21 protein-coding genes are annotated in these 23,811 nt (G+C 74.9%); 7 read left to right on the forward strand and 14 right to left on the reverse strand.

Features of this window, described 5'->3' with window-relative positions; genetic code table 11:
* Positions 1-47: 47 nt before the first annotated feature.
* Entirely contained in the window at positions 48-740 is a 693-nt protein-coding gene (locus ABZ449_RS29620) for a hypothetical protein (protein ID WP_360352267.1), read from the forward strand.
* Between the two features lie 145 nt (positions 741-885).
* Here ABZ449_RS29620 and ABZ449_RS29625 read toward each other — a convergent pair whose 3' ends face one another.
* The 10 genes from ABZ449_RS29625 to ABZ449_RS29670 all read right to left on the reverse strand — a co-directional run bounded on the left by ABZ449_RS29625 (position 886) and on the right by ABZ449_RS29670 (position 14,644).
* A complete protein-coding gene (locus tag ABZ449_RS29625; RefSeq protein ID WP_360352269.1) occupies positions 886-1,290 on the reverse strand; it encodes a globin in 405 nt (134 codons plus the stop codon).
* 90 nt (positions 1,291-1,380) lie between these two features.
* Positions 1,381-2,517 (reverse strand): ABC transporter permease, encoded by a 1,137-nt coding sequence (locus tag ABZ449_RS29630; RefSeq protein WP_360352272.1) that lies wholly within the window; start codon positions 2,515-2,517, stop codon positions 1,381-1,383.
* On the reverse strand, positions 2,514-3,431 hold the full coding sequence (locus ABZ449_RS29635) for an ABC transporter ATP-binding protein (protein WP_360352275.1): 918 nt from the start codon (positions 3,429-3,431) through the stop codon (positions 2,514-2,516). The genes ABZ449_RS29630 and ABZ449_RS29635 overlap by 4 nt, the downstream gene beginning before the upstream one ends.
* 204 nt (positions 3,432-3,635) lie before the next feature.
* Positions 3,636-4,724: an FHA domain-containing protein gene (locus ABZ449_RS29640; RefSeq protein WP_360352278.1), complete on the reverse strand. Its 1,089-nt coding sequence runs from the start codon at positions 4,722-4,724 to the stop codon at positions 3,636-3,638.
* Between the two features lie 328 nt (positions 4,725-5,052).
* Positions 5,053-6,408, reverse strand: a complete 1,356-nt coding sequence (locus ABZ449_RS29645) for a VWA domain-containing protein (protein ID WP_360352281.1) — start codon at positions 6,406-6,408, stop codon at positions 5,053-5,055.
* A gap of 99 nt (positions 6,409-6,507) precedes the next feature.
* On the reverse strand, positions 6,508-7,866 hold the full coding sequence (locus ABZ449_RS29650) for a PP2C family serine/threonine-protein phosphatase (RefSeq protein WP_360352284.1): 1,359 nt from the start codon (positions 7,864-7,866) through the stop codon (positions 6,508-6,510).
* 3 nt (positions 7,867-7,869) lie between these two features.
* On the reverse strand, positions 7,870-10,557 hold the full coding sequence (locus tag ABZ449_RS29655) for a tetratricopeptide repeat protein (RefSeq protein ID WP_360352287.1): 2,688 nt from the start codon (positions 10,555-10,557) through the stop codon (positions 7,870-7,872).
* Positions 10,558-10,562: 5 nt separating this feature from the next.
* Entirely contained in the window at positions 10,563-11,930 is a 1,368-nt protein-coding gene (locus ABZ449_RS29660; RefSeq protein WP_360352289.1) for a hypothetical protein, read from the reverse strand.
* 297 nt (positions 11,931-12,227) lie between these two features.
* Complete coding sequence (locus ABZ449_RS29665) at positions 12,228-13,187, reverse strand: glutamate ABC transporter substrate-binding protein (protein WP_360352292.1); 960 nt, start codon at positions 13,185-13,187, stop codon at positions 12,228-12,230.
* Positions 13,188-13,210: 23 nt separating this feature from the next.
* Entirely contained in the window at positions 13,211-14,644 is a 1,434-nt protein-coding gene (locus tag ABZ449_RS29670) for a hypothetical protein (RefSeq protein ID WP_360352295.1), read from the reverse strand.
* 476 nt (positions 14,645-15,120) lie between these two features.
* Between ABZ449_RS29670 and ABZ449_RS29675 the strand changes: the two genes are divergently transcribed.
* Together ABZ449_RS29675 and ABZ449_RS29680 are read left to right on the forward strand one after the other, a co-directional pair.
* On the forward strand, positions 15,121-15,696 hold the full coding sequence (locus tag ABZ449_RS29675; RefSeq protein ID WP_360352298.1) for a nucleosidase: 576 nt from the start codon (positions 15,121-15,123) through the stop codon (positions 15,694-15,696).
* Positions 15,697-15,748: 52 nt separating this feature from the next.
* Positions 15,749-16,267, forward strand: coding sequence for a DinB family protein (locus ABZ449_RS29680; protein ID WP_360352300.1), 519 nt, complete (start codon positions 15,749-15,751; stop codon positions 16,265-16,267).
* Positions 16,268-16,377: 110 nt separating this feature from the next.
* Here the strand turns inward: ABZ449_RS29680 and ABZ449_RS29685 are convergent, their stop codons facing one another.
* The gene (locus ABZ449_RS29685) at positions 16,378-17,310 is read right to left on the reverse strand and encodes a sigma-70 family RNA polymerase sigma factor (RefSeq protein ID WP_360352303.1); all 933 of its coding nucleotides are present in this window, start codon (positions 17,308-17,310) and stop codon (positions 16,378-16,380) included.
* A 103-nt stretch (positions 17,311-17,413) separates the two neighbouring features.
* On the opposite strand from ABZ449_RS29685, the gene ABZ449_RS29690 reads away from it, so the two are divergent.
* Together ABZ449_RS29690 and ABZ449_RS29695 are read left to right on the forward strand one after the other, a co-directional pair.
* Entirely contained in the window at positions 17,414-18,196 is a 783-nt protein-coding gene (locus tag ABZ449_RS29690; RefSeq protein ID WP_360352306.1) for an NAD(P)H-binding protein, read from the forward strand.
* A gap of 33 nt (positions 18,197-18,229) precedes the next feature.
* Positions 18,230-18,754, forward strand: a complete 525-nt coding sequence (locus tag ABZ449_RS29695) for a hypothetical protein (RefSeq protein WP_360352309.1) — start codon at positions 18,230-18,232, stop codon at positions 18,752-18,754.
* 29 nt (positions 18,755-18,783) lie between these two features.
* Here the strand turns inward: ABZ449_RS29695 and ABZ449_RS29700 are convergent, their stop codons facing one another.
* On the reverse strand, positions 18,784-19,380 hold the full coding sequence (locus ABZ449_RS29700) for a cysteine hydrolase family protein (RefSeq protein ID WP_360352312.1): 597 nt from the start codon (positions 19,378-19,380) through the stop codon (positions 18,784-18,786).
* A gap of 96 nt (positions 19,381-19,476) precedes the next feature.
* On the opposite strand from ABZ449_RS29700, the gene ABZ449_RS29705 reads away from it, so the two are divergent.
* Positions 19,477-20,442 (forward strand): helix-turn-helix domain-containing protein, encoded by a 966-nt coding sequence (locus tag ABZ449_RS29705; RefSeq protein ID WP_360352315.1) that lies wholly within the window; start codon positions 19,477-19,479, stop codon positions 20,440-20,442.
* 198 nt (positions 20,443-20,640) lie between these two features.
* On the opposite strand, the gene ABZ449_RS29710 is transcribed toward ABZ449_RS29705, so the two are convergent.
* Both ABZ449_RS29710 and ABZ449_RS29715 read right to left on the reverse strand, forming a co-directional pair.
* The gene (locus ABZ449_RS29710; protein WP_360352318.1) at positions 20,641-22,197 is read right to left on the reverse strand and encodes an AMP-binding protein; all 1,557 of its coding nucleotides are present in this window, start codon (positions 22,195-22,197) and stop codon (positions 20,641-20,643) included.
* A gap of 165 nt (positions 22,198-22,362) precedes the next feature.
* Positions 22,363-22,878, reverse strand: a complete 516-nt coding sequence (locus tag ABZ449_RS29715; RefSeq protein ID WP_360352321.1) for a hypothetical protein — start codon at positions 22,876-22,878, stop codon at positions 22,363-22,365.
* 133 nt (positions 22,879-23,011) lie between these two features.
* Here ABZ449_RS29715 and ABZ449_RS29720 point away from each other — a divergent pair, with 133 nt between their 5' ends.
* Complete coding sequence (locus tag ABZ449_RS29720) at positions 23,012-23,704, forward strand: alpha/beta hydrolase (protein WP_360352324.1); 693 nt, start codon at positions 23,012-23,014, stop codon at positions 23,702-23,704.
* Positions 23,705-23,811 lie beyond the last annotated feature (107 nt).

The raw sequence follows: 23,811 nt of genomic DNA on the forward strand, positions 1-23,811 counted from the left end.
ATCCGAGACCTGACGATCCGAGACCTGACGATTCGAGCTGAACCGCCGTGAACATCACCGCCCGTCTCGCCCTGACCGACGCCGGGGAGGCCGCCGACCTCTCCGCCTTCCTGCTGCGCCTGCTGCGCTTCGACCGGGCGGCGGCCGTCCGGATCCAGGCGGTGGGCCCGGACGGCGGCGACGGTGTGCTGGCGGTCTTCGGCCGGTTGCCGCTGGGCGGTTCGGGCGCGCTGGCGATCCGCACCGTGCGACTGGGCGGCCTGGACGAGCCGGTGGACCTGACCGTCTCGGCGGGCCAGTTGCTGGACGGTGTGGACACCGAGGCGGGCACCCTCGCGCTGCCCGCGCCGGTGACCGGTCCGGCCTGGGCCGGTCTGCTGCCGCCGCGCACCGGCTGGCGGCCGGTCGGCGCCCCGCCGGTGGGCGAGGTGTACCCCGAACTCATGGCCGGGGTGCGGGAGTTCCGCGAGCGCAGCGAGGCCGTCCCGGAGCACCACCGCAGCCGTACGGTGCTGGACGCGCTGGCCGACGAGATCTGGTCCCGCCCGGTCACCGTGCTGCCCGAGCTGCCGCTGCGCGCGCTGCACGCCGCGTACGTGATCGGCTTCCTGCGGCCCGGCGCCCCGCTGACCGTGCACCGGGCGGGCGGCTGGCTGCGGCTGAGCGCCCCGGCGGGCTCGGTGGTGGTGCGCACCGTGGCCGCGCCGGGCGCGGGGCTGGGACTCAGCCCGGTCCGGTAGCCCGGGGGCCGAACTCCGCGGACCGAACTCCGCGGGCCGAACGTCGCTGCCCGGGCTTCGCGGCCCGAACTCCGGGGCGCGGAACTCCGGGGCGCGGAACTCCGGCCCCGGGCTCACGGTGCCCGGAGATCCGGGACGCCCGGGCTCAGCCCGGGGTGTTGATCATCGATGCGGCGGCGTAGGTCAGGTACTCCAGCAGCTGCCGCTCGTGCTCGGCCGGCAGCTCCAGGCTCGCCACGGCCGCCCGCATGTGGGTGAGCCAGGCGTCGTGCGCGGCCTTGTCGACCTTGAACGGCGCGTGCCGCATCCGCAGCCGGGGGTGGCCGCGACGCTCGCTGTAGGTGCGCGGGCCGCCCCAGTACTGCATCAGGAAGAGCGCCATCCGCTCCTCGGCCGGCCCGAGGTCCTCCTCGGGGTACATCGGACGCAGCAACTCGTCCTCGGCGATGCCTTCGTAGAACCGGTGGGCCAGCCGCCGGAAGGTCGGCTCACCGCCGACCTGGTCGTAGAAGGTCTCCTCGCTCAACGTGCCTCGCCGGATCTCTCTCACCCGACCATGGTCGCAGACGCCGACGGGGTCGTACACCTGGACCAAAGGCGTACGACCCCGTCGGGATCGGTGGATGTCAGCCGGGGAGGGTCAGTCCTCCCAGCGGAACAGCTTCCAGGAGATGCCGGTCAGCACGGCCGCGAAGAGCAGCAGGCCGCCCATGGTCGGCAGGGCGTCCATGACGCCGCCGCCGCGGGTGAGCACCGACTGGGCGGAGTCGACCAGGTAGTGCAGCGGCATGACCTGGGAGACGGCCTTGAGCCAGCACGGGGCGCCGTCCAGCGGGAAGAACGAGCCGGACAGGAAGGACATCGGCAGCACGATGATCTGCGAGATGCCGTTGGCCGCCTCCTCGGTCTTGGCGACCGAACCGGCCAGCAGGCCGATCGACATGAAGGCGAGCGTCGCGCAGGCCACCAGCGGGATGACCAGCCACCAGTTGCCGGTGAGCTTGAGCCCGAAGAAGCTCGTCGCGACCACCAGGAAGACGGCGGTCTGCAGGAACGCGGTCAGCAGCGAGACCAGGATCCGGGAGCTGATCACGGTTCCGGCGTTGATCGGCGCCAGCCGCAGCCGGCGCAGCACCTTGGACTTGCGCCAGTTGACCAGCGTCAGCGCGGCGCCGAACACCGCGCCGGTGGCGACGGCCCAGCCGAGCAGGCCGGGGGTGAGGAACTGGATCGGCTTGAGCGACTTGTCCTCGACCTGCTGGGCGTCCAGCACGAAGGCCGGCTTCTGGCCGGTGGCCGCCTGGTTGGCGCTCTGGACCACCGAGTTGAGGATGCCCTGGAGCGCGCCGGCCCGGACCTGGTCGGCGGCGGTGAAGCGCAGCTCGACCGTGCCGTCGGGGCCCTGCTTGATCAGCGCGTCGTAGTCGCCCTTGCGGACCTTCTCCAGCGTGGCGGCCTCGTCGTCGGTCTTCGTGATGGTGAGGACCTTGTCCAGCCCGGCCCGGTCGTCGCCCTGGATCGAGTCGAACAGCTTCACCGCGCCGACCTGCGCCACCTTGGCGTGCGGGCTGCCGGAGCCCTTGGTCACGGTGCCGAAGAAGACCAGGAACACCAGTGGGAACAGCAGGATGAAGAAGGTCGCCGTGCGGTCGCGCTTCATCCCCAGCAGCATGGCGCGGGACAGGCTCCAGAACGCGCTGACCCGCTCCCGTTCGTCGGTGGCCGGGCCGCCGCGCCGGGCCGGGGCCTGCGGCTCGGTGGACGTGGTGGCGGTCATGCGCGGAACTCCCGTCCGGTCAGCTGGAGGAAGACGTCCTCCAGGGTGGCGCCGCGCACTTCCAGGCCGCGCAGCGCGTTCTGCTCGGCCAGCACGCTGAGCACCGGGGCCGGAACGCGGGTGGAGACGGAGAGCGAGACGGTGTCGTCCTCCAGGTTGGCGATGTCCGCGCCGGCCGCGGTCATCAGCTCCCGGGCCCGGTCGAGCGGGAGCTGGCCGGAGGCCACGCTGATCCGGACGGTGTCGTCGATCTCGCGGATCAGCGCCGCCGGGGCGCCGGTGTGGAGGATCCTGCCGTGGTCCATGATCGAGACCCGGTCGCAGAGCACCTCGGCCTCGTCCAGGTAGTGCGTGGTCAGCACGACCGTGCGGCCCTCGGCGTTGATGTCCCGCAGGAGGTCCCAGAGGTTGCGCCGGGACTGCGGGTCGAGGCCGGTGGTGGGCTCGTCCAGGAAGACGAGCTCAGGGTCGTGCGCCAGTGCGCAGGCGATCGACAGGCGCTGGGCCTGGCCGCCGGACATCTGGTCGGTCAGGGTCTCGGCCTTGTCCGAGAGGCCGACCCGCTCCAGCATCGCATCGGCCCGCTTGGGGCCGACCCCGTAGAACGACGCGAAGGTGCGGATCGTCTCCCGGGCCGTCAGTTTCCGGAAGAAAGCGGTGGCTTGGAACTGCACGCCGATTCGCGGCAGCAGTTTCGGATTGCGCGGCCAGGGCTCCATGCCCAGCAGCTGGATCCGGCCCTCGTCCGGTTTCCGGACGCCTTCCAGGATCTCCATCGTGGTGGTCTTCCCGGCGCCGTTGGGGCCCAGGATCCCGTAGAACTCGCCGGCCTCGACGGTGAACGACACCCCGTCGACGGCCTGCACATCCCCGTACCGCTGACGTATGCCGTCAGCGGATATAGCAGCAGTCATGTGCCCTGAGCCTAGAGGTTGCGAAGGCTCCCGTGCACACCGGTGCCGGCGAATTTGCGGAGTTTTTGAAGAAGGCGCAAACAAAGCCGGGCCGGGCGGATGTCGAATTCCGCCCGGCCCGGCCGGAGTTGTCATCGACGGGACGTCAGATAACGATTTGACGGACCTTCAGTGGACGACCTGTCTACCGGTCGCCGGTCCCGTTCAGCCGCGGTGCACGGTGATGGTGGTCCAGGCGCCGATGTGGATCCGGTCGCCGTCGTTCAGCGGGATGGCGGTGTGCGGGGTGATCGGCTCCGCGCCGCCGTTCACGGTGGTGCCGTTGGTCGAGTCCTGGTCGACCAGGACCCAGCTGCCGTCCGCCTGTTCGGCGAGCAGCGCGTGCTGGTGCGAGGCGCCCGGGTCCTCCGGCGGGACGGACAGGTCGATCTCCGGCACCGTGCCGCGGTGCTGGCTGCGCCGCCCGATCCGCAGCTGGCCGCGGCCGGTCAGCGGGATGCGGCGCTCGGGGCAGTACGGCGGGAAGAACAGGCCGGCCGCCTCGGGGCCGCTGCGGGCCATCATCTCGGTGAAGTAGTCCCGGTCGGCCGCGACCACGGCGATCCAGTTGGCCCGCACCGGCTCGGCGGGGGCGGGTCCCTGGGGCTGGTGCGGCTGCGGCGGGGCCAGGGTGAAGGAGGTGCCGAAGTCGCCGCCGCGGCTGTTCGGGCCGGGGCCGGCCGGGTGGGCGTACACCGGGCCGGAGTCCTCGCGCACCGAGGTGTCGGGGAACGCGCCCTCCGGCGTGGGCCCCTCCGGCCCGTTGGCGGGCGAGGAGGGCGGGTAGCCGTAGGTGTGCGGCTGCTGCGGGACGGGCGGGGCGACGGCCTGCTGGGCGGCCGGCGGCTGTCCGTGCGGGGGCTGGCCGTGCGGGGCGTGGCCGAGCGGGGGCTGGCCGTGCGGCGGCTGGCCGGCCGGGGCGTGGCCGAGCGGGGCCTGCGGCGGGGTGCCGCCGTAGGCCGCCGGGATGTTCAGCGGCGGCTGCTGGGCCGGGCCCGGCGGGGTGTGGCCGGCGGCGGGCACCTGGCGGCGCGAGGGCGTGGAGAGCTCGTAGTCGTAGCCGCACTCCTCGCAGAACCGTCCGGTCTGCGGGCTGCGGCAGATCGGGCAGACGGGCAGGCCCTCGGTGAGGCCCTGCGGCCCGGCCTGCGGCGGGACGGCCCCGTGCGGCGGGAGGGCCCCGTGCGGCGGGACGGCCCCGTGCGAGGGGACGGCCCCGTGCGGGGACGGGGGCACCAGGCCGGGGGGCATCATGCCGGGAGGCGGCAGGGGTGCCCCCGGCGGCGGGACGGCCCCCGGCGGCATCGGCGGCGGAGGCGGCGGTGCGCCGAAGGAGGCGCCGCCGTACCCCGGGTGCCCGGCGTGCGTACCGGGCACGGGGTCGGCCCCGTGCGCCCCCGGGTAGCCTCCGTGCGCTCCCGGCGTGGGGGCGGGCGGAGTCATCGGGAAGCCGCAGAAGTCGCACCAGTCCTCGGCCTGCGACTCGTGGCCCCTCGGGCAGATCGGCATCAGGTCCCCCTCGTTTCGGGCCGGCTCCGTGCGGCGTCGCGCCGGGGTGCCGGCCCGGTCACGTCTTCAGCGGTCACTTCTTCACACGTACCGTCTTGGTCGACCGGGTCTCAAGGGTCATCGAGTCGGCCTCGCTCACGTTCTTACGGAACCGAACCGTACCCTCCTTCGGGTCCACCACGTCCACCACCTTCTGGAGCAGCTTGTAGGTGCCCTCGTTCCCGGTCGCGTGGGCGATCCGGACGGCGGCGCCCAGCATGGCGGTCGCGCGGTCGACGTCCCCGGCCCGGTGGGCCTCGAGACCCTCCTGGATGGAGGAGGCGAGCTCGGCCTGCCCGGTGTAGTGGGCGACCTGCGGGCTGATCCGGGTGGAGGAGGCCAGGTCGTCCGTCCAGACGGCCTTGACCAGGCCCTGGGTGAGCACCTCGGGGGTGCCGCCGGCGACCTGCCGGGGCAGCACCAGGCTGACCCGGGCGGCCAGCATCTCGTTGCCGACCGAGGCGGCCGGCACCTCGACGCAGACGTGGTAGTCGCGGCTCTCGTCGCCCCAGGAGCCGGTCGGGTAGTCGCCGGCCCGCGGGCCCGCCTCGGTGCGGCGGGAGCTCAGGTCCTCGACCGAGGGGGCGACCTGCTTGACGAACCTGACGGTGGCGTTGGCCGGCGTCCAGATCCGCAGCGCGACGTCGGCGACCTGCTTGCCCATCGCGCCGGCCATCATCGAGCGGAAGTCCTCGGCCAGGCCGGAGGGTTCGGCGACGATGTCGGTGGTGCCGAGCAGCGCCGAGGAGATCCTGCGCAGCTCGTCGATCCGCCAGTCGGTGCCCACGCCGCGGCAGTCGGCGGTGAAGTGGCCGGTCACCCGCTCGATGGTGCGGGCCAGGTCCTCGGCCGACTCGTGCTCGTTGTTGCCGTCGGTGAGCAGGACGGCGTGCCGGATGGCGATGTCGCGGCGGGTCAGGAAGAGCTGGTCGGCCTTGGCCAGCCAGGTGCCCATCGCGGTGCCGCCGGCCGCGGTGAGCCGGCGCAGCGACTCCTTGGCCTGCCCGCGGGTGGCGGCGGAGGCGGTGGCGAGGGTGCCGTCGCCGGGGTAGATGTCGCGGGCCTCGTGGGTGCCGGCGACCACGGCGAAGGCGGTGCCGTCGCGCAGCGCGTCGATGGCGGCGGCGGTGGCCTCACGAGCACCGTTGATCTTGGTCTTGGGGTAGTCCATCGAGCCCGAGCAGTCGACCAGGATGACCACGGCCGCCGCGGTGTCGCCGCCCGCCGGGGTGGCGTCGGCGAAGCCGAGCGGCCGGCCGCCCGAGGTGCCGCCGCCGGTCGCGGTGACGGTGACGATGGCGTTGACCTCGCGGGCGCCGTCGGCCAGGTACTCGTTCTGGAAGATCTCCACGTCGAACCTGGGCAGGTTCGGCTTCGCCAGTGTTGCCATGGGGCGGTCGGCTCCCGTCGGGTGAAGGGGTGGACGTGCTCAGGACGGTGGGGGCCCGCCGGGCGGGCCGGCGGGCCGGGGCGTCCGGCGGACGGTCGGTCAGGCCGTCGGCGGGTGCGGAGGGACGGGCGGTGCGACGGGCGGGAGGGGAGCGGCGGGGACGGACGGCGGGACCGCCGGCGGGACGGACGGCGCCGGGGGGACCTCCGGTCGCGCGGGCGGGACCGGGGGCACCGGCGGCAGCGGGGCGGCGGGGGAGCCGATCACCGGGAGGTCCGGCAGGGTCGGCTCGTAGTCCTCGTCCTCCTCCTCCACCGCCGTCCGGTCGGCCGTCCGGTCGGCCGACCGCGGAGCGATCACGGGCAGGTCCAGCGCGGTCGGGCTCTGCTCGGCCTCCTCGACGGCGCGGGCCGGCGGGTCGATCGGCAGCACGGCGACGGTGATGTTGTCGTGGCCGCCGGCCGCGACCGCGAACTTCACCAGGGTCTGCGCCGTGGCGAGCGGCTCGGTGCGGGCGTCCGGGCGCACGTAGTACGCCAGGTCGGTGGCCGCCTCGGCGTAGTTCCACAGCCCGTCGGTGCAGATCAGCACCACGCCGGGGACGTGCGGGGTGAAGTCGAGGGTGTGCGGCACGACCTCCTCGGCGTCGGCGCCGAGCCAGCCGGTGATCGCGTGCGCGCGCGGGTCGGCGTAGGCCTCGGCCTCGCCCATCAGCCCGGCCTCGACCATCCGGGCCGCCCAGGAGTCGTCCTGGGTGAGCCGGAACGGCTCGGCGGCGGCGCGGTCGTCCGGGATCCAGTACGCACGGGTGTCGCCGACCCACCCGATGGTGACCCGCCCGCCCGCGGCTATCGCGCTGACGTAGGTGCAGGCGGGCGCGTTGAGGTCGGGCCGGGTGGGGCCGGCGCCGTCGGTGGCGAGGTCGGCGACGGCCTTGGCGGCGTCGGCGATGGCCTGGCGCATCGCCTGGTTCGGGTCCCGGCCGGCCTCCAGGGCGGTCAGCAGCGACTCGGAGGCGGCGTCGACGGCGGTCTCCGAGGCCTCGTCCGGGCGGTCGGAGGAGGAGACGCCGTCGCACACCACGGCGACCACGACCGGCTCGCCGCCGGGCAGCGAGGTCGCGGCGACGGTGAAGGAGTCCTCGTTGCGGTGGTGGCGCACGCCGCGGTCGCTGACCCCGGCGACGCCGCCGAGCGACTTCTCCATGTGGTCGCGCGGGCGCGGCTGGGCGCCGCCGCAGCCCTCGCAGTAGCCGTCCGGGGCGACCTGCGGCTGCCCGCAGTGCACGCAGACCGGCCCGCGCGGCGACGGTACGGCCTCGCCGCGTGCGGCGGCCCAGCTCCCCGGCATCGAGCCGGGGGCCGCCCGGCCGTCCCGGCCGGTCCCGCAGGAGCCGCAGAAGGCGTCCTCCTGGTCCATCGGCTCCGAACAGCTCGGGCACTCGGTCTGCTGCGGCATCTGCTACACCCACGTCCTGGGACGGGCACGGTTGGCCCGTTCCACCATCTCGATCCTGGTCTCGGCCCGGTCGGCCAACCGGGCGAGTACCCGGTAGGACTCTTCCAGGGCGAAGCGCAGTTCCCGCTCCTGTGCGGGACGTCCCAGTACCACCAGGTCGGTGGCCCGTCGGCCGGCGGCCGTCTCGGCGCCGACCCAGCCGAGGGCCGCGTCGAGCACCTCGACCGCGAGCTCCTCGCGGCGGCGGGAGTCCAGCCGCAGCGCGGTCAGCTGCGCGGAGCTCGCGCCGAGGTCGGCGGCCAGGTCGTCGGTGGCCGGGCGCTCGCGCAGCCGGGCCCGGACGGCGGCGATCCGGGCGGCGGTGTACTGGCTGGAGGTGGCCGGGACGGTCTCCAGGACGCGGACCGCGCCGGTCCGGTCCTCCTCGGCCAGCCGGACCCGGGCCAGCCCGAAGCCGGCGCTCAGGTAGGCGTGGTCGGTGGCCCACACCAGCCGGTAGAACTCGGCCGCGTCGCCGCCGTCGCCGAGCAGTTCGGCGCAGATGGCGAGGGCCAGCTTGGGGGCGGCCTCGCCGGGGAAGGCGTCGTAGACCGCGTCGAAGGCCTCCGCGGCGGCCCGCAGGGCCGGAATGCGCCCGCTCTCCGGGGCCTGGGCGCTCTCCGGGGCCCGGCCGTTCTCCGGGGTCCGCCCGCTTTCCGGCGTCCGCCCGTTCGTCGGGGCCGGGCCGCTGCCGACCAGTGCGGTCAGGCCGCGGTACCAGACCACCCGCCAGTCGTCCGGCTGGTCCCGCTCCAGTTCGGCGAGGCGGCTCACGGCGTCCGCGTGGCGGCCGAGTTCGAGCAGGGCGCGCAGTTCGCGCAGCCGGCTCTCGACCGAGACGGCGGGCGCGGCGGCCAGCGCGGCGAGCGTCTCCTCGGGGTCGGGGGTGACCAGGACGGCCAGGAAGCCGGCGTTGGGGTCACCGGGGTCGACCCGGGGGACGGGCAGCGCGAGGGCGGCGGCGGCCGGGTCCAGGGGGGCCACCCGGAGTCGCCCGGCCTGCTCGGTGGGCAGCACCAACTCGGTGTCGACGACGCGCAGTTCGGGCCCGAACAGGGTGGAAGGCGCGGGCCGGGGCCGGTCGTCCTGGAGGGCCAGGACCTCCCGCAGCACGCCGGTGAGCTGGTCGGCCATCTCCTCGGCGGAGGCGAAGCGGCGGGCCGGGTCCGGGTCGGTGGCGCGGACCAGGAAGCGGTAGAACGACTCGTACCGGGCGAAGACCTCGACGTGCTCGGGGCCGGGCAGCGAGTCGCGGTAGGTGGTGCTGTAGCCCTGGAAGTCGAAGGTGAGCACCGCGAGGGTGCGGGCCACGGTGTAGAGGTCGGAGGCGACGGAGGGGCCGTCGGCGGCGATCTCCGGGGCCTGGTAGCCGATGGTGCCGTAGATCGGGCCGTCGTCGTCGAGCCGGCGGACCGCGCCCATGTCTATGACCTTGAGCGCGTCGCCGCTCTGGATCACGTTGTCGATCTTGAAGTCGCAGTACACCAGGCCCCGGCCGTGCAGGTAGCCCAGGGCCGGCAGCGCCTCCAGCACGTACGCGATCGCCTGCTCCACGGGCAGCGGCTCGCGCCGGCCGTCCGCGGTGCGGCGCTCGTTGGCGATGTCCTTGAGCGACTTCCCGCCGACGTACTCCATCACGATGTAGCCGTCGGTGGCGCCGGTGCGCAGGTCCGGGTGCTCGGCGAAGTTGATGATCCGGACGATGTTCGGGTGGTCCACCTCGGCCAGGAAGCGCCGCTCGGCGACGGCCACCGCGAGGGCGTCCTCGTCCCCGGTGTCCAGCAGGCCCTTGAGCACCACCCACTTGTCGTTGACCCGCCGGTCCACTGCCAGGTAGATCCAGCCGAGGCCGCCGTGCGCCAGGCAGCCCACCACCTCGTACTGCCCGCCGACCAGGTCGCCGCGGCGCAGCTTGGGCGTGAACGAGTACGGCGTGCCGCACTTGGTGCAGAAGCCGTCGGGGCGGCCCGGGAGGCCGTTCTTCTCCCGGCCCACCGGGGCGTCGCACCTGGAGCAGAACCGCTTGCGCTCGGGCACCTCCGGGTCGGCCAGCACCGCCCGGGCCGGGTCGGCCGCCTCGACGGTCGGTACGGTGACCAGGCCCGCGCCCAGCCGGTTGCGGGTGCCCGCGGTGGTGCTGTTCCGGGTGGAGCGGACCGAGAGCGAGCGGCCGCTGCCGGTGCGGGTCGAGCGGTCCGAGCGGGAGCGGCCGGACATCGAACGGGCCGAGCCGGTGCGGGCCGACAGCGCGCGGGCCGAGGCGCCGTGGCCGGAGCCGCCGTGACCGGAGCCGTTGTGGCCGGAGCCGTGCCCGGAGCCGTTGTGCCGGGAGCCGGGGGAGACCCGGGCGGAGGGGACGTACGGCTGGGTGACGCCGGTGTCGTCGCCGGGCGGGGTCAGACCGCACTCGTCGCAGTAGCCGTCCGGGTCGATGGTGCCGGAGCAGTCGCGCGGGCAGGGCGAGCCGGGGCCGGCGGACTCCGGTGCCCCGGCCGTCGAGGCCCCGGAGGCCCCGGAGGCCCCGGAGGTCCCGGACGCGGCGGGCGTCGCGGTGGTCCGGCCCGCCGGAGCCAGTCCGCACTCGTCGCAGTAGCCGTCGGCGTCGATCCTGCCGCTGCCGGAGCACTCCGGCCGTTCGCACGTCCCGCCCATCAACCTCAGCCCCCCTGAACCTGTCCGTCGGCCGGCGGCTGTCCGGCCGCCTCCTGAGCCTGCCCGGCTTCGGCCTCGGTGTGGGCCGGCCGCAGCGACTGCTGGAACCGGGCCACCGCGGCGGCCGCCGCCCGCAGGTCGCAGGGCGCGCTCCACAGCAGCCAGCGCGCCTTCTCGTACCGCTCGATCACTTCCGGGTCCTCGGAGACCCGCAGCCGGGCCGCCATCGCCTTGTAGGCGTCCAGCCGACCGCGCAGCTCGGCCCGGACGGCCAGCGGCTGGGTCACCTCGGTGAGCGACTGCCGGGCCCGGGTCAGCTCCTTGGCGGCGGCGTCCTCCAGGGTGTCCAGCAGCGGTGCCAGCCGGCCCCACTGCCCGGCCTGGCGCAGGTCCAGCGCCGCGACGATCCGCTCGCGCAGCGCCGAGGCGGGCCCGGGCACCGCCGGGACGTCACTGGACGCTATCTTCGCCAGCACCTCGCCGCGCGCCCGGCGGGCCTCGGCCAGGGTGGCGTCGGCCCGCTGGAGCAGGTCGCCGACGCCCTGGAGGCGCTCCTCGGCCTCGTCGCGCAGCCGCAGCAGGTCCTCCAGCTCCAGCCGGACGCCGTCCAGCGCCCGTCCGGCCCGGTCGAACCGCTCGGTGTCCACCATCCCGGCCGGGCCGGCGAAGGCCGAGCCCTCCGGGACGGTGCCGCGCTGGGCGGGCACCCGGGCCGGGCGCCACAGCGCGAGCGGGTCCCCGCGCACCTCGGTGCGCAGGTCGGTGAGGTCCTTCTCGATGCCGGCCAGGTCGTCGCCCAGCGGGTGGGCGCCGGTGCGCACGCCGAGCGAGGCGGCCAGGGTGCGCACCCGCTGGAGCTCGGCGAGCAGCAGGTCGATCCGGGCCGGCAGCGCGGACCAGACCGCGTCGGCGGCGCTGACCACCTCCAGCACGGTGGCGTACCAGGAGTTCATCCGGGCCATCAGCGCGTCCAGGCTGATCCGTTCCACCAGCTTGGCGGGCGCGCCGAGCACCTGCGGGCCGTCCGGCACCACTCCGCCCGGGACGGTCACGGCGTCGCCGGTCAGCAGTTCGCTCAGCTCGGCGAGTTCGGGCCCGCCGGGCTTGGCCTTGCGGGCCCGTACGGCCCGGGCCGAGGCCAGTGCCTCGGAGTAGCGGTCGAACAGCGCCCAGAGCAGCGGCAGGCCCTTGCCGGCGACCGACCAGCGCTCCAGGGTGCGCCCGGACAGCTCGGCGCCGTCCAGCAGCCGCAGGCCCGGGTGGTCCTGGAGGGCGAGCAGTGCCGACTCGACCGCGTCCCGCTCCGCGCCGAGGCGGGCGAGCGCGCGGTCGACCTCCTCCCGGCTCAGTACCGGGCCAGCCGATGCCGCCACCGCGGTGTCCTTCCTTCCTCGCGTGCGATCCCGACGTGCCTGACGTGCTCGACGTACCGGACGTGCGGTCCCGCGACAACCCCCGTGTCCACCACCGGTCTCCCCGTGGTGATCGTCCCGAACCCTAACCGGTGGCCGTTGCGGCAGAGCGGGCGCGGGGCGTCAAGACACCGTCAGCGCCCCGCTGACGACCCGTGCGCTACCTCCTCCGCGCCGTCCTGCGCGTCACCGCGCGCCGTCCTGTTCCCTCGCCCCGGGAAGGCTCCGGGCAAGCCCCGGGAAGGCCCCGGCGCCGCCTCAGTGGGTGCCCGGCCAGTAGTGCTCGGCCTCGTTGACCATGTACGGCTTGAGCCAGTGCTCGTACGAACGGGCCCAGTCCCCGCGCGCGTAGTAGTCGGCCAGGACCTGGTTGACCCGGGCGGTCAGGTCGGTGCTGTCCTTGAGCATGGCGACGCCGATCACCTCCGGCTGGGCCTCGCCGTCCACGATCCGCACGGTCTGGTCCTGCGCGGCCTGACCGGCCGCCAGGCCGTTGTCGGTCATGGTGGCGTCGACCTTGCCGAGCTGCATCAGGACCAGGCAGTCCAGCTGGTTCTCCACCGTGACGACCTGCCGGGCCGTGTTCTTCTCCTTGACGATGGCCAGCGCGGTGGAGCCGTCGGCGGCGCAGACCGCCTTGTCCTTGATCGCGTCGTCGATGTTCTTCGCCGGCGACGACTTCGGCACCAGGACGCGTTGGCTGATGTTGAAGTACGGCTTGGAGAAGGCGACGTCCTCCATCCGCTTGCAGTTGATCGTCATGGTGCGGACGATCAGGTCGACCCGGCCCTTCTTGATGGCGTCGATCCGGTCGGCCGTGGCCACCGGCTTGAGCACCACCTTCTCCGGATCGCCCATGACGGCCGCGCCGATCGCCCGGGCGAGGTCGATGTCGAAGCCCTCGATCTGGCCGGTGTTCGGGTTGCGGGCGCCCCAGCGGTAGCTGTTCTGGTCCACCCCGATCACCAGGCTGCGCTTGGTCTTGATGGCCTTCACGGCCGGGCCGTCCTCGCTGCTCGGCGGCACGCTCTTGTTGACGTCGCAGCCGTCGGCCGGGGTCTGCTCCTGCTGTACGGCCAGGGGCGCGGCGGTCGTGGCCGTCGGCACGGCGCCGACCGGGCCGCCCCCGGCGAGCACGGCCGCGCCGGCCGCCAGCAGGGCCAGCGCGGCGGCGGGCCTGGTCCTGTTCCTGGATCCGCTGAGTCCTCTGTTGCGCATCGGTTCCGTCTCCCCCTTGCCCGTTACCGGTACTCGGCCAGTCGCCGGCCGAGGCCCCGCAGCGCGGCGGCCGCGGCCACCAGGCCGAGCAGCGCGACGGCGACGGCGGCGGCGCGCAGGTCCCCGCCGGTGCCCTCGGCGGCCTTGTCGAAGCGGTCCTGCTCGATGGCGGCGGCCTGCGCGAGCGCCTTGTCGGTGGCGTCGAAGGCGGCGTCGGCGGTGGCCGCGTCGCCCTTGGCGGTCACGGTGGCCTCCAGGGCGGCCTGGTAGTCGGCGTCGTTGACCTCCCGGTCCCGGGCGGCGTCGTGCCGCCGACGCCACTCGTCGAACTGCTTCGAGGCGTCCACCACGCTCGACACGGCGGCCGACGGCGCCAGTCGGACGGCCTCCGGCAGTGAGCCGTCGGAGCGGTCCGGCGGGAGGTCCCCGGCGCCGGCCAGGTGCTGGGTGGCCTTCGTCCACTGGTCGGCGTACCGGGTGGTCGAGCCGCGGGCGACGAAGTGCAGGTTCTCCGCCAGCCGGGCGGTCAGCACGTCCACCCGGGCGGAGTTGAGCGCCCGCAGCGGGGCCGCGCCCTCCCGCCGGCTCTGCTGGAGCGCCGAAGTGGTGGCCAGTCCGGTGACGGTCAGCCACAGGGCGCCGGCCAGCACGGCGGCGGTGGCGCCCAGCAGCCCGATGTTGAAGACCCGGTTGGTGCGGCGGAACAGCGTCAGCTGCACCCGGACCAGCGCGACCAGGGTGACCAGCGCCAGGCCGTACGCCCCCCACGGCACCGCCCTGGCCTCGGCGTGGTCGTCGGCCAGCTCCCGGTCCTCCACGGCGGCCAGCTCGGCGGCGGCCGGCAGCAGCACGGTCTGCATCTGCTCGGAGGCGTACCGCAGGTAGGCGCCGCCGAGCGGTATGCCCTGCCGGTTGTCGGCCCGCGCGGTCTCCACCAGGCCGGCGTACACCGGGAGTTGCTGGTTCAGTCGGGCGAGCGAGCCCTGCGCGGGGGAGGTCGCCGTGGTCCGGGCGGCGGCCTCGGCGATCAGCTTGGCGGCGGTGGCGACGTCCTGCTCGTAGCGGTTGCGGACCTCTTCGGGCTCGGCGCCGGCCAGCAGGAAGCCGCTCGCCGCGGTGGTGGCGGCGTCGGCCAGGTTGCGGTGGATCTCGGCGGCGTCCCGGCTGAGCGGCTGGCTGTACGAGACCACCCGGTCGGCGGCCTGCGCCCTGGTCTCCAACTGCCAGGCGGTGAGGCCGCCGAAGGCGACGGTGAGCACGGCGAGCACCACCCCGGCCAGCCGCAGCCGGCCCGGGGGCGTGCGGGTGGCCTGTGCGAGCCGGGCGCGCACGCCGGTGGCGACGGTCGTCGGGGGGCGCTTCGCGGGAGCACCGCCGGGCTTCGCGACCGGGGCCGCCGCTCCGGGGCCGGCCGGGGCCACCGGGCCGGCCGTCGTCGCCGGTGCGGCCGTCGCCATCGGTGTGCCCGGTACGCCCGGTGTGCCCGGCGGCCCCGGCGGCCGGCCGGGCCGTCCCGGGAACCCGGCGCCGGACGCGCCGCTGCCTACTGGTCTTGCCACCCGCCTCATCCTCCCCTGGGGCCGGGCCCGTCCCCGGGGCCCGACCGATGGCAGCAGTATGGCCGTCCCTCCCCCCGACCACACCCGACTTGCGCCGATCTTGAGCATGTCGTGCACGCTCCCCGGGACGGCTCGTGCCGCTGGTACGGCCGTTCCCGCCGCTCCCGCCGGTGCGATCCGTACCGTTCCCGCCGCTCCCGTCGTTCCCGCCGCTCCCGAGCCTCGGCCGAGGAGGTGGCGAACCATCCGACGCGGGCCGCGCCCCGTGCGGTTCCCCCGGCCGGGCGGAGCGCGGGGGTACGCCGCGGCCCGGGGCCCCGTTCACGGGCGCGCAATCCCGGGTGCGGCACCCCCTCGCTCCGTACGATGGAGGTATGCGCCTGCTTGGAACGATCTCGCCCGACCGCCCGCTGCTCGTCGTCGCCGTGCGCGAGGAGGCCGCCCACCTGGACGACCGCCTGCCCGTGCTGCTCACCGGGATCGGGAAGGTCAACGCCGCCGTCGCGCTGGCCACCGTCCTCGCGCAGGGCGAGAAGCCCTCCGAGGTGATCAACCTCGGCACGGCCGGCGCCCTGCGCCCCGGCTGGGAGGGCATCCACCACGTGGTCCAGGTGATCCAGCACGATCTGGACACCGCCACCCTGCACGCGCTCACCGGGCGTGAGTACGGCGCCCCGCTGGTGATCGGCAAGGGCGACGGCCCGGTGCTGGCCACCGGCGACCTCTTCGTCTCCGACCCGGACGCCCGCGACCGGCTCGCCGAGCACGCCGACCTGGTGGACATGGAGGGCTACGCCGTCGCCACCGTCGCGCACCGCGCCGGGGTGCCGGTGCGGCTGGTCAAGCACGTCAGCGACGAGGCCGGGGACGGCGCGGCGCACAGCTGGAAGGAGTCGGTGGACGACTGCGCCCGCAAGCTGGCCGACTGGGTGACCGCGCAGGGCTGGTGACGCGGCCTCAAAGTCGGTTTCCCGGGGGTGCGGCGCTGGCTAGGGTGGCGCGATGACCGAGAACACCGCCCCGGGCAAGCTCTCCGACGTCCGTCCGCCGAGTCTGAACGCGGACGAGCCGACCACCCTGCTGACCTTCCTCGACTACCTGCGCGAGGCGGTCGTCGCCAAGCTCGACGGCGTCTGCGACGAGGACGCCCGGCGCCCCGGCGTCGCCTCCGGCACCAGCCTGCTGTGGCTGGTGCGGCACCTGACCGTGGTCGAGGACAACTGGTTCACCTGGGCCTACCGGGGCGAGGGCGAGGAGCCGCGCGAGTCGGACGAGGTGCCGCTGGACGGCGCGACGGTGGCCGCGGAGGTCGCCGCCTACCGGGAGGCGATCGAGCGGTCCAACGCGGTGGCCGCGGCCGCCCCGGACCTGGACCGGCCGGGCGTGCGCTCGCTGCGGCCGGACGCCAGCGAGGGGCCGTCGCTGCGCTGGGTGCTGGTCCACATGATCGAGGAGACCGGGCGGCACGCCGGGCACGCGGACATCATCCGCGAGCAGCTCGACGGCGCCGTCGGGCGCTGAGGGGCCCGGGGCGCCGCGAGGAGGACGGGGCGCCGCGAGCGGAACGGGGTGGGAGGGGCGACGGCCCCGCCCACCCCGTTCCGTGCACCCGGGGTTCCGTGCGCCCGGGGTCAGGCGTTCCGGAAGTCCGAGAGGTCCAGGGCCGCCAGCCGCTCCGGGTCGGTGAGCACATCGATCGCCACGATCGCGCCGTCCACCACGGTGAACGCCATGATCGACAGCGCCCGGCCGTTGTCGCCGATGACCACCGCGCCGGCGGTGCCGTTGACCAGCGCCGGGCGGGCGAACGGCGACAGCGTGCCCCACAGGACGGCCTGGCCGGCCACCGTGTCGGCGCCCGAGAGCACCACCGTGTGCCGGGCCATCGCGGCGCCGCCGTCCGAGCGCAGCACCACGTCCGGGTCGAGCACGGCGACGAGCGCGCCCAGGTCGCCGTTGCGGGCGGCGGCGAAGAACGCGTCCACGGCCAGCCGCTGCCGGCCGAGGTCGGGGTCGGGCGCGGGCGCCTGCCCCTGCACCTTGCGGCGGGCCCGGCTGGCCAGCTGGCGGGTGGCGGCCGCGGTCTTCTCGATCAGCGGGGCGATCTCCTCGAACGGCACCGCGAACAGGTCGTGCAGGACGAAGGCGACCCGCTCGGCCGGTGACAGCGACTCCATCACCACCATCAGCGCCAGCCCGACCGAGTCCGCGAGCATCACCTCCTGCTCCGGGTCCACCACGCCCTCGCGCCGCAGCAGCGGGTCCGGGATGCGCGGCGGGCCGGGCTCGCCGTCCGGTCCGGCGGGCTCCAGCGGCTCCTCGCGGCGCTGGGCGCGGGTGCGCAGCAGGTTCAGGCAGACCCGCGAGACGACCGTGGTGAGCCAGCCGCCGAGGTTGGCCACCCCGGCGGTGTCGGTGCGGTCGTAGCGGAGCCAGGCCTCCTGGAGGGCGTCCTCGGCCTCGCTGATCGAGCCGAGCATCCGGTACGCGACGGCGCGCAGGTGCGGGCGGTGCTCCTCGAAGAGCGCGGCCCGGGCCGCGCTCCCGTCCACCTTCTCGTCCACGTGTCACATTCCTTCGTCGCCGGGGGTCAGGGCAGCAGGAGCCACCCAACAACGGCTGCGGCGGGGAGATCAACTCCCCGCCCGGGACGAATCGGAGACGATCATGACGAAGGACACCGTGCTGGTCACCGGCGGTACCGGAACCCTGGGCCGACAGGTGGTCCCGCTGCTGCGCGCCGCCGGGCTGCCGGTGCGCGTGCTCAGCCGGCAGGGCCGTCCGGACGCCGACGGCGTGACGTACGCGCTCGGCGACCTGCTCGGCGACCCGGCGACGGCGGCCGGGCGGCTGGACGAGGCGCTGGCGGGGGTGGGCACCGTGCTGCACCTGGCCGGCGGCCCCAAGGGCGACGACGTCGCCACCCGACTGCTGGTCGCCGCCGCCCGGCGGGCCGGGGTGCGGCACCTGGTGTACATCTCGGTGATCGGCGCGGACCGGCTGCCGCTCGGCTACTTCCGGGCCAAGCACGCCGCCGAGCGGGCGGTGGCCGACTCGGGCCTGCCGTACACGATCCTGCGGGCCGCGCAGTTCCACGACCTGGCGTTCACGGTGGCCGGGAAGATGGCCGGGCTGCCGCTCGTCCCGGCCCCCGGCGGGGTCCGCTGGCAGCCGGTGGACGTACGGGAAGTCGCAGCCCGCCTGGTGGAGTTGACGCTCGGCGAGCCGGCCGGAGCGGTGCCGGACCTGGCCGGCCCCACGGTGTACGAGATGGCCGAGCTGACCCGCGGCTACCTCGCGGCGCGCGGCCGCCGCCGCCCGCACCTGCCGCTGCGGGTGCCGGGCAAGGTCGGGCGGGCGTACCGGGCGGGGGAGAACCTGGCCCCGGCGGGGGCCGAGCACGGGCGGCGGACCTGGGAGGAGTACCTCGCGGAGCGGCTGGCGGTCTGAGGACTGTCCGTGGCGGTCCGTAGGGTGGCCGCCATGTCCCTCCTCGATGCGATCCGCGCCGACTCCGCCGCCGCCGACTTCCTGGCCTGGCCGGGCGAGTTCGATCCCTCCCGCAGCTACCGGCACGTCGAGGAGGTGGTGCTCGCCTCGGGCGCGGCCCTGGAGCCGGTGGCCAAGGACGGCGCCGGCGGCACCTACTTCCTCTGCGGGGAGGGCGGCGAGGAACGGCCCGTGCTGTACGCCGACTCCGAGGGCGGCGCGGCCCTGCTGGCCGTCGGGGTGCCGGAGCTGGTCCGGCTGCTGCTGGCGGTGCCGTGGTGGCGGGACTGCCCGCGGCTGACGGCCGAGGAGAGCGCCGAGGCGGCCGAGGAGTACCGGGAGGAGGAGCCCGGGCTGCTCGCCGAGCGGGACGCGGCGGCCGCCGCGCTCGGCCTCGACGTCCCCTCCGCGGCCGAGGCCCTGGCGCGGCTGCGGGAGCTCGCGCTGGGCCTCGGTGCCTCGTACGTGCTGCTCAACGCGGAGGAGGGCAACGCGTACCAACCGCTGCTCAGGCCTTAGCGGCCCGGAGCACCCGCTCCGCCGTCTGCTCAGGCCTTGGCGGCCCGGAGCACCCGCTCCGTCGTCACCACCTTGGCGAAGCGCATCGCGTGCAGGGTGGTCGCCGTGGCGCGGGCGAGGTCGGCGGCGGGGACGGTGGTGCCGTCGGGGCCGGTCATGTCGAAGGAGTGCATGGCGTCGGTGGGGAAGATCGCGTCGTAGCCGAGGTTGCCGGCCATCCGGGCGGTGGTCTCGTTGCACACGTTGGTGATGATCCCGGTGACCACGACCTGCCGGGCGCCGCGTTCCTGGAGCCAGGCGTGCAGGTCCGGGGTGCCGTAGAAGGCGCTGTTGACGGTCTTGGTGACGTGCAGGGCGGGGGTGAGGCCGGCGACGAAGTCCTTCAGCTCGTACCCCGGGGTGCCCTCGGCGAGCGGGCCGGCCGCGGAGGCGTGCTGCACGGTGACGATCGGCCGGTCGGTGGCCTGCCAGGCGGCGATCAGCTCGGCCATCCGCTGCTCGGCCTGCGGGTTGTCGCGCGGGCCCCAGAAGGAGGTGTCCTCGAAGCCCTTCTGGACGTCGATGAGCAGCAGGACGGCGTCGGGGTCGAGGGTGAGCGGGGCGTCGAAGGCGTCGGTGTTCGTCATGCCGTCCATCCTGGTCGGCGGCACCGGGGAGGCGTGATGGGCAGGGAGGCCACCCATCGATGGATTCCTGCCACGGACAGGCCTACTGTTCCTGCCATGCGAACGGTGGGTTGCCTGATCTTCGACGGAGTCCGGGCCTTCGACTACGCGGTGATCGGCGAGGTGTGGCAGAACCGGACCTCCCGGCCCGGCCTGCCCGCCTTCGACCTGCGGGTCTGCGGGCCGGAGGGCTCGCGGGTGCGTCTGGGCGGCGGGCTGGAGCGCGTCCCCGACCACGGGCCGGCGGCACTGGCCGACTGCGACCTGGTGGTGGTGCCCGGCGTCGAGGACCCGGCCGCCCCGCGCAGTCCGGAGGTCCTGGACGCCCTGCGGGCCGTCGCCGCCGCCGGCGTCCCGGTCGCCTCGCTCTGCGCGGGGGCCTTCGTCCTCGCCGAGGCCGGCCTGCTGGACGGCCGCGAGGCCACCACCCACTGGGCGCTGGCGCCCGAACTCGCCCGCCGCTTCCCGGCGGTGACGGTCCGGCCCGAGGTGCTCTTCACCGGCGGCGACGGCCTGTGGACCTCGGCCGGCGTCGCGGCGGGCATCGACCTCTGCCTCCACCTCGTCCGCACCGCCCACGGCCAGCAGGCCGCCGCGACCATCGCCCGCGCCATGGTCACCGCCCCCTTCCGGGCGGGTGGCCAGGCCCAGTTCATCCCCTCCCCGGTCCCGGACGGCGCCGCCGGCGACGACGACCCGCTGGCCCGCCTGCGCGCCGAGGTCCTGGCCTCCCTCGACACCCCCTGGACCGTGCACCGGATGGCCGCCACCGCCCTGATGTCCGACCGCACCTTCGCCCGCCGCTTCACCGCCACCACCGGCTCCACCCCGATGCGCTGGCTCCTCGACCAGCGCGTCCTCACCGCCCAGCGCCTCCTGGAGGAGACCGACCTGCCCGTCGACACCGTCGCCGGCCGCTGCGGCTTCGCCTCGGCCGTCTCGCTGCGCCCGGTCTTCACGGCCCGGGTGGGCGTGGCCCCGCGGGAGTACCGCCGCGCCTTCCGCGGCCGGGTGGAGGAGTAGCGGAGGGGGCCGAACCGGCCCGTCCGGTGCGGGAGTTGCCGCCGGGCGCCGCCCGGGGAGCGGGGTGGCGGCCCTCAGCGCCGCCACCCCGTTGGCTTCTCGGCACGGGGCTCGGGGTTCGTTGAGCCAAACCCCACCTTGGGGTGAAGTCGGCGGAACGCGGAACGCGGGACGCCGAACGCCGAGCGCGGGGCGCCCTCAGTTCGTGGCGGTCTCGCGCAGACGCTTCTTGTCGGGCTTGCCGACGGGCGTCAGCGGGATCTCGTCGACGAGGTGGAGCACCTCGGGGGCGAAGATCCGGCCCTTGCGTTCGGTGACGAAGGCGCGGAGTTCGTCCAGCCGCGGCCGCTGCCCCGGGGCGGGGACGACGGCGACGTGGACGTGCTCCGCCGCCTGGTCGTCGCGGACCCCGAAGACCGCGCAGCGGGCGACCGCCGGGTGGGTGACGAGGAGGTCCTCCACCTCGGACGGGTAGACGTGCCCGCCGACCACGATGATCAGGTCCTTGATCCGGTCGGAGAGGTAGAGGTAGCCGTCCTCGTCGACGTAGCCGACGTCGCCGGTGTTCAGCCAGCCGTCCCGCAGCACGGCGGCGGTGAGGTCGGGCCGCTTCCAGTACCCGGCCATGACGACGTCGGAGCGCAGGTGGATCTCACCCTGCTCGCCGGGCGGCAGGTCGGTGCCGTCGAGCGAGCGGATCGCCACCTCGACGCCCGGGACGGGCCGGCCGACCGGGACCTGGGTGCTGTCCGGGCCGACCCGGTCGTGCTCCTGTGGGGTGAGCATGGAGATCAGCTGGGCCTCCGACATCCCGTAGACCCCGAACAGGACGGGCCCGAAGACCTTGAGCGCCTCGCGGACCCGGGTCGGCGAGGCGGCGCTGCCTCCGTACAGGACGTGCCGTAGGCCGGACAGGTCGGTGCGGCCGATCGCGGGGTGGTCGAGCAGCTGGTGGAGCAGCGGCGGCAGCAGCCAGACGTCGGTGATGCGCTCGCGCTCGAGGGCGGCCAGGACGGCGCCGGGGTCGAAGGAGCGCTGGAGGACCACCGTGCCGCCGCGCTGGAGCATCAGGTCGGTGAGGACCCCGGCCAGGTGGGCGAGCGGGGTGGCGGCGAGGAGGCGGGGTGCGCCGTCGGCCGGGTCCGCGCCGAACGGGGAGTCGAAGATGCGGCGGTAGGGCCCGTGCAGGCTCAGGATGCCCTTCGGGATGCCGGTGGTGCCGCCGGTGTGGCGGATGCCGAGGTCGTCCTCCGGGCCGATCCGCACGCCCGGGGGCTCGGCGGGGCGGTGGGCGGAGGCGGCGACGACGTCCTCGCCGATGGCGGGGGCGCCGCCGTCCGTCGGCCAGGGGCCGAGGGTGAGGACGGTCGGAACGTCGATCAGCGGGAGCAACTCGCGGGCGGAGGCGTACCGTTCGGCGTCCACGAGTAGCAGGGTGGTGTCGACGCTCGCCGTGATCTCGGCCAGGACCGGGATGCTCATGCCGTCGTACAGGTTCACCACCCGGGCCCCCGCGAGGCCGGCCGCGTACCGGGCGCCGAGGGCCTCGGGGGTGTTGCCGGTCAGCAGGGTCACGGTGGTGCCGAGGGCGGCGCCGCGGGCGATCAGCTCGTGGGCGAGGCGGTAGGTGGCGGCGGCGAAGTCGCCGGCGGTGATCCCGGCGCCGTCGGCGGTGACGACGGCCCGCCGGTCGGGGTCGGAGGCGAGGGCCTGGAGGATCAGCGCGGGGCCGCTGACGAACTCCTCGTCACCCATGGCTACTTCTTCCTTGCAGTGTGCAACCATGGGCACAGGCTAACCCCAACCTCCTTTCCCGGTACGGGAACTGCCGAGGAGGGCCGGATGTGATCGCCGGCCACTCGAACGGGGGAATGGGCGTGGGCGCGGGATCGTTCGCGGACCGGCCGCTCAGAGATCTGCTCAGAAGGCGGCCGGGGGTCGGAGCGCGAGGTCGGTCGCGGTGGCCCAGTGGGCGGTTGCGGCGGTGACGATCACGTAGCCCTGCTGGGAGGGGAGTCGGGGGACGAGGGCACTGCGGCAGCCGTGGCTGTGGTGCACCTCGACGGGGACGGGGACGCCGTGCAGCAGGACCTCGCCCGGGGTGGGCGGGCCGTCGAGCGGGGCGAGGTGGGTGCGCGGGTCGAGGCGGTCCGCGTTGGCCAGGAAGGTGGAGAGCTGGGACTGCGGGGTGGTGAGGGAGCCCACCCGGTGGCCGGGCGGAACCGGGCGCGAGGTCTGGACGACGGCCACGAGTTCGCCGTCCAGGTGGTAGTTGAGGTCGAGGTGGCAGAGGTAGCCGTCGGAGGACAGCCGCCCGAGCAGGAAGGACCACCCGGGCGGAGCCGCGCGCAGGGCGGCGATCTGCTCGCCCCACTCCTCGGCGGTCTCGCGGTGGGTCGGTATGCGGATGCTGCGCGGGCGGGTGTCATGGAACAAGGGTTTCCCCCAACGAGCGGTCGGTGAGTGGTCGTTGGGACGAGTATGCGGGTGTCGCCGGGCGGTTCGGGGGCGGGTCGGTCGGTAGGCTCGCGCGGTGCGGGCAGTGGCCGATCCGGACGGGGAGTGATCCGTGACGACGTACGTTCTGATCCACGGCGCGGCAGCCGATGCCTGGTGCTGGGAGCCGCTGGCGGCCGAGTTGCGCGGGCTGGGGCACCGGGTGGTGGCGCCGGACCTGCCCTGCGACGACGACGCGGCCGGGCTCGCCGGGTACGCGGACGCGGTGGTCGCGGCGATCGGCGACCGGTCGGGCGAAGTCGTGGTCGTCGCGCACTCGTTCGGCGGCTTCACCGGCCCGCTGGTGTGCGAGCGGGTGCCGGTGGACCTGCTGGTGATGCTCCAGGCCCAGGTGCCGGCCCCGGGGGAGACACCGGGGGAGTGGTGGGAGAACACCGGCTACTGGCCGGCCCGCCGCGAGTCCGACCGCGGCAGGGGCGTGGCGGAGGGCGCGGAGGAGGACGAGCGTGCCCTGTTCCTGCACGACACCCCGGCCGCACTGGCCGAGGAACTCCTCGCGGGGCACCAGCGGCGGCAGTCCGCGACCCCGTTCGGGACGCCGTGGCCGCTGGCGGCCTGGCCGGAGGTGCCGACCAGGTTCCTGCTGGCCACCGGCGACCGGTTCTTCCCGCCCGCGTTCCTGCGGCGGCACGTCGAGGAGCGGCTCGGCTTCCGGCCGGACGAGATGCCGGGCGACCACCTGCCCATGCTCGGCCACCCGCGGGAGCTGGCCGAACGGCTGGAGGCGTACCGGGCCGCGCTGTAGCCGCTGCCGGAGCGGTGCCGTCGCGCGTACCGGGGACGGTCGACGCGGAGGCGGAGCTGTGGATCCCGGTGGCGCGGGCCGTGCGGAGCTGACGGGCGGCGGCGGCA

The sequence above is a fragment of the Kitasatospora sp. NPDC005856 genome (assembly GCF_040629945.1).
Lineage (GTDB): Bacteria > Actinomycetota > Actinomycetes > Streptomycetales > Streptomycetaceae > Kitasatospora.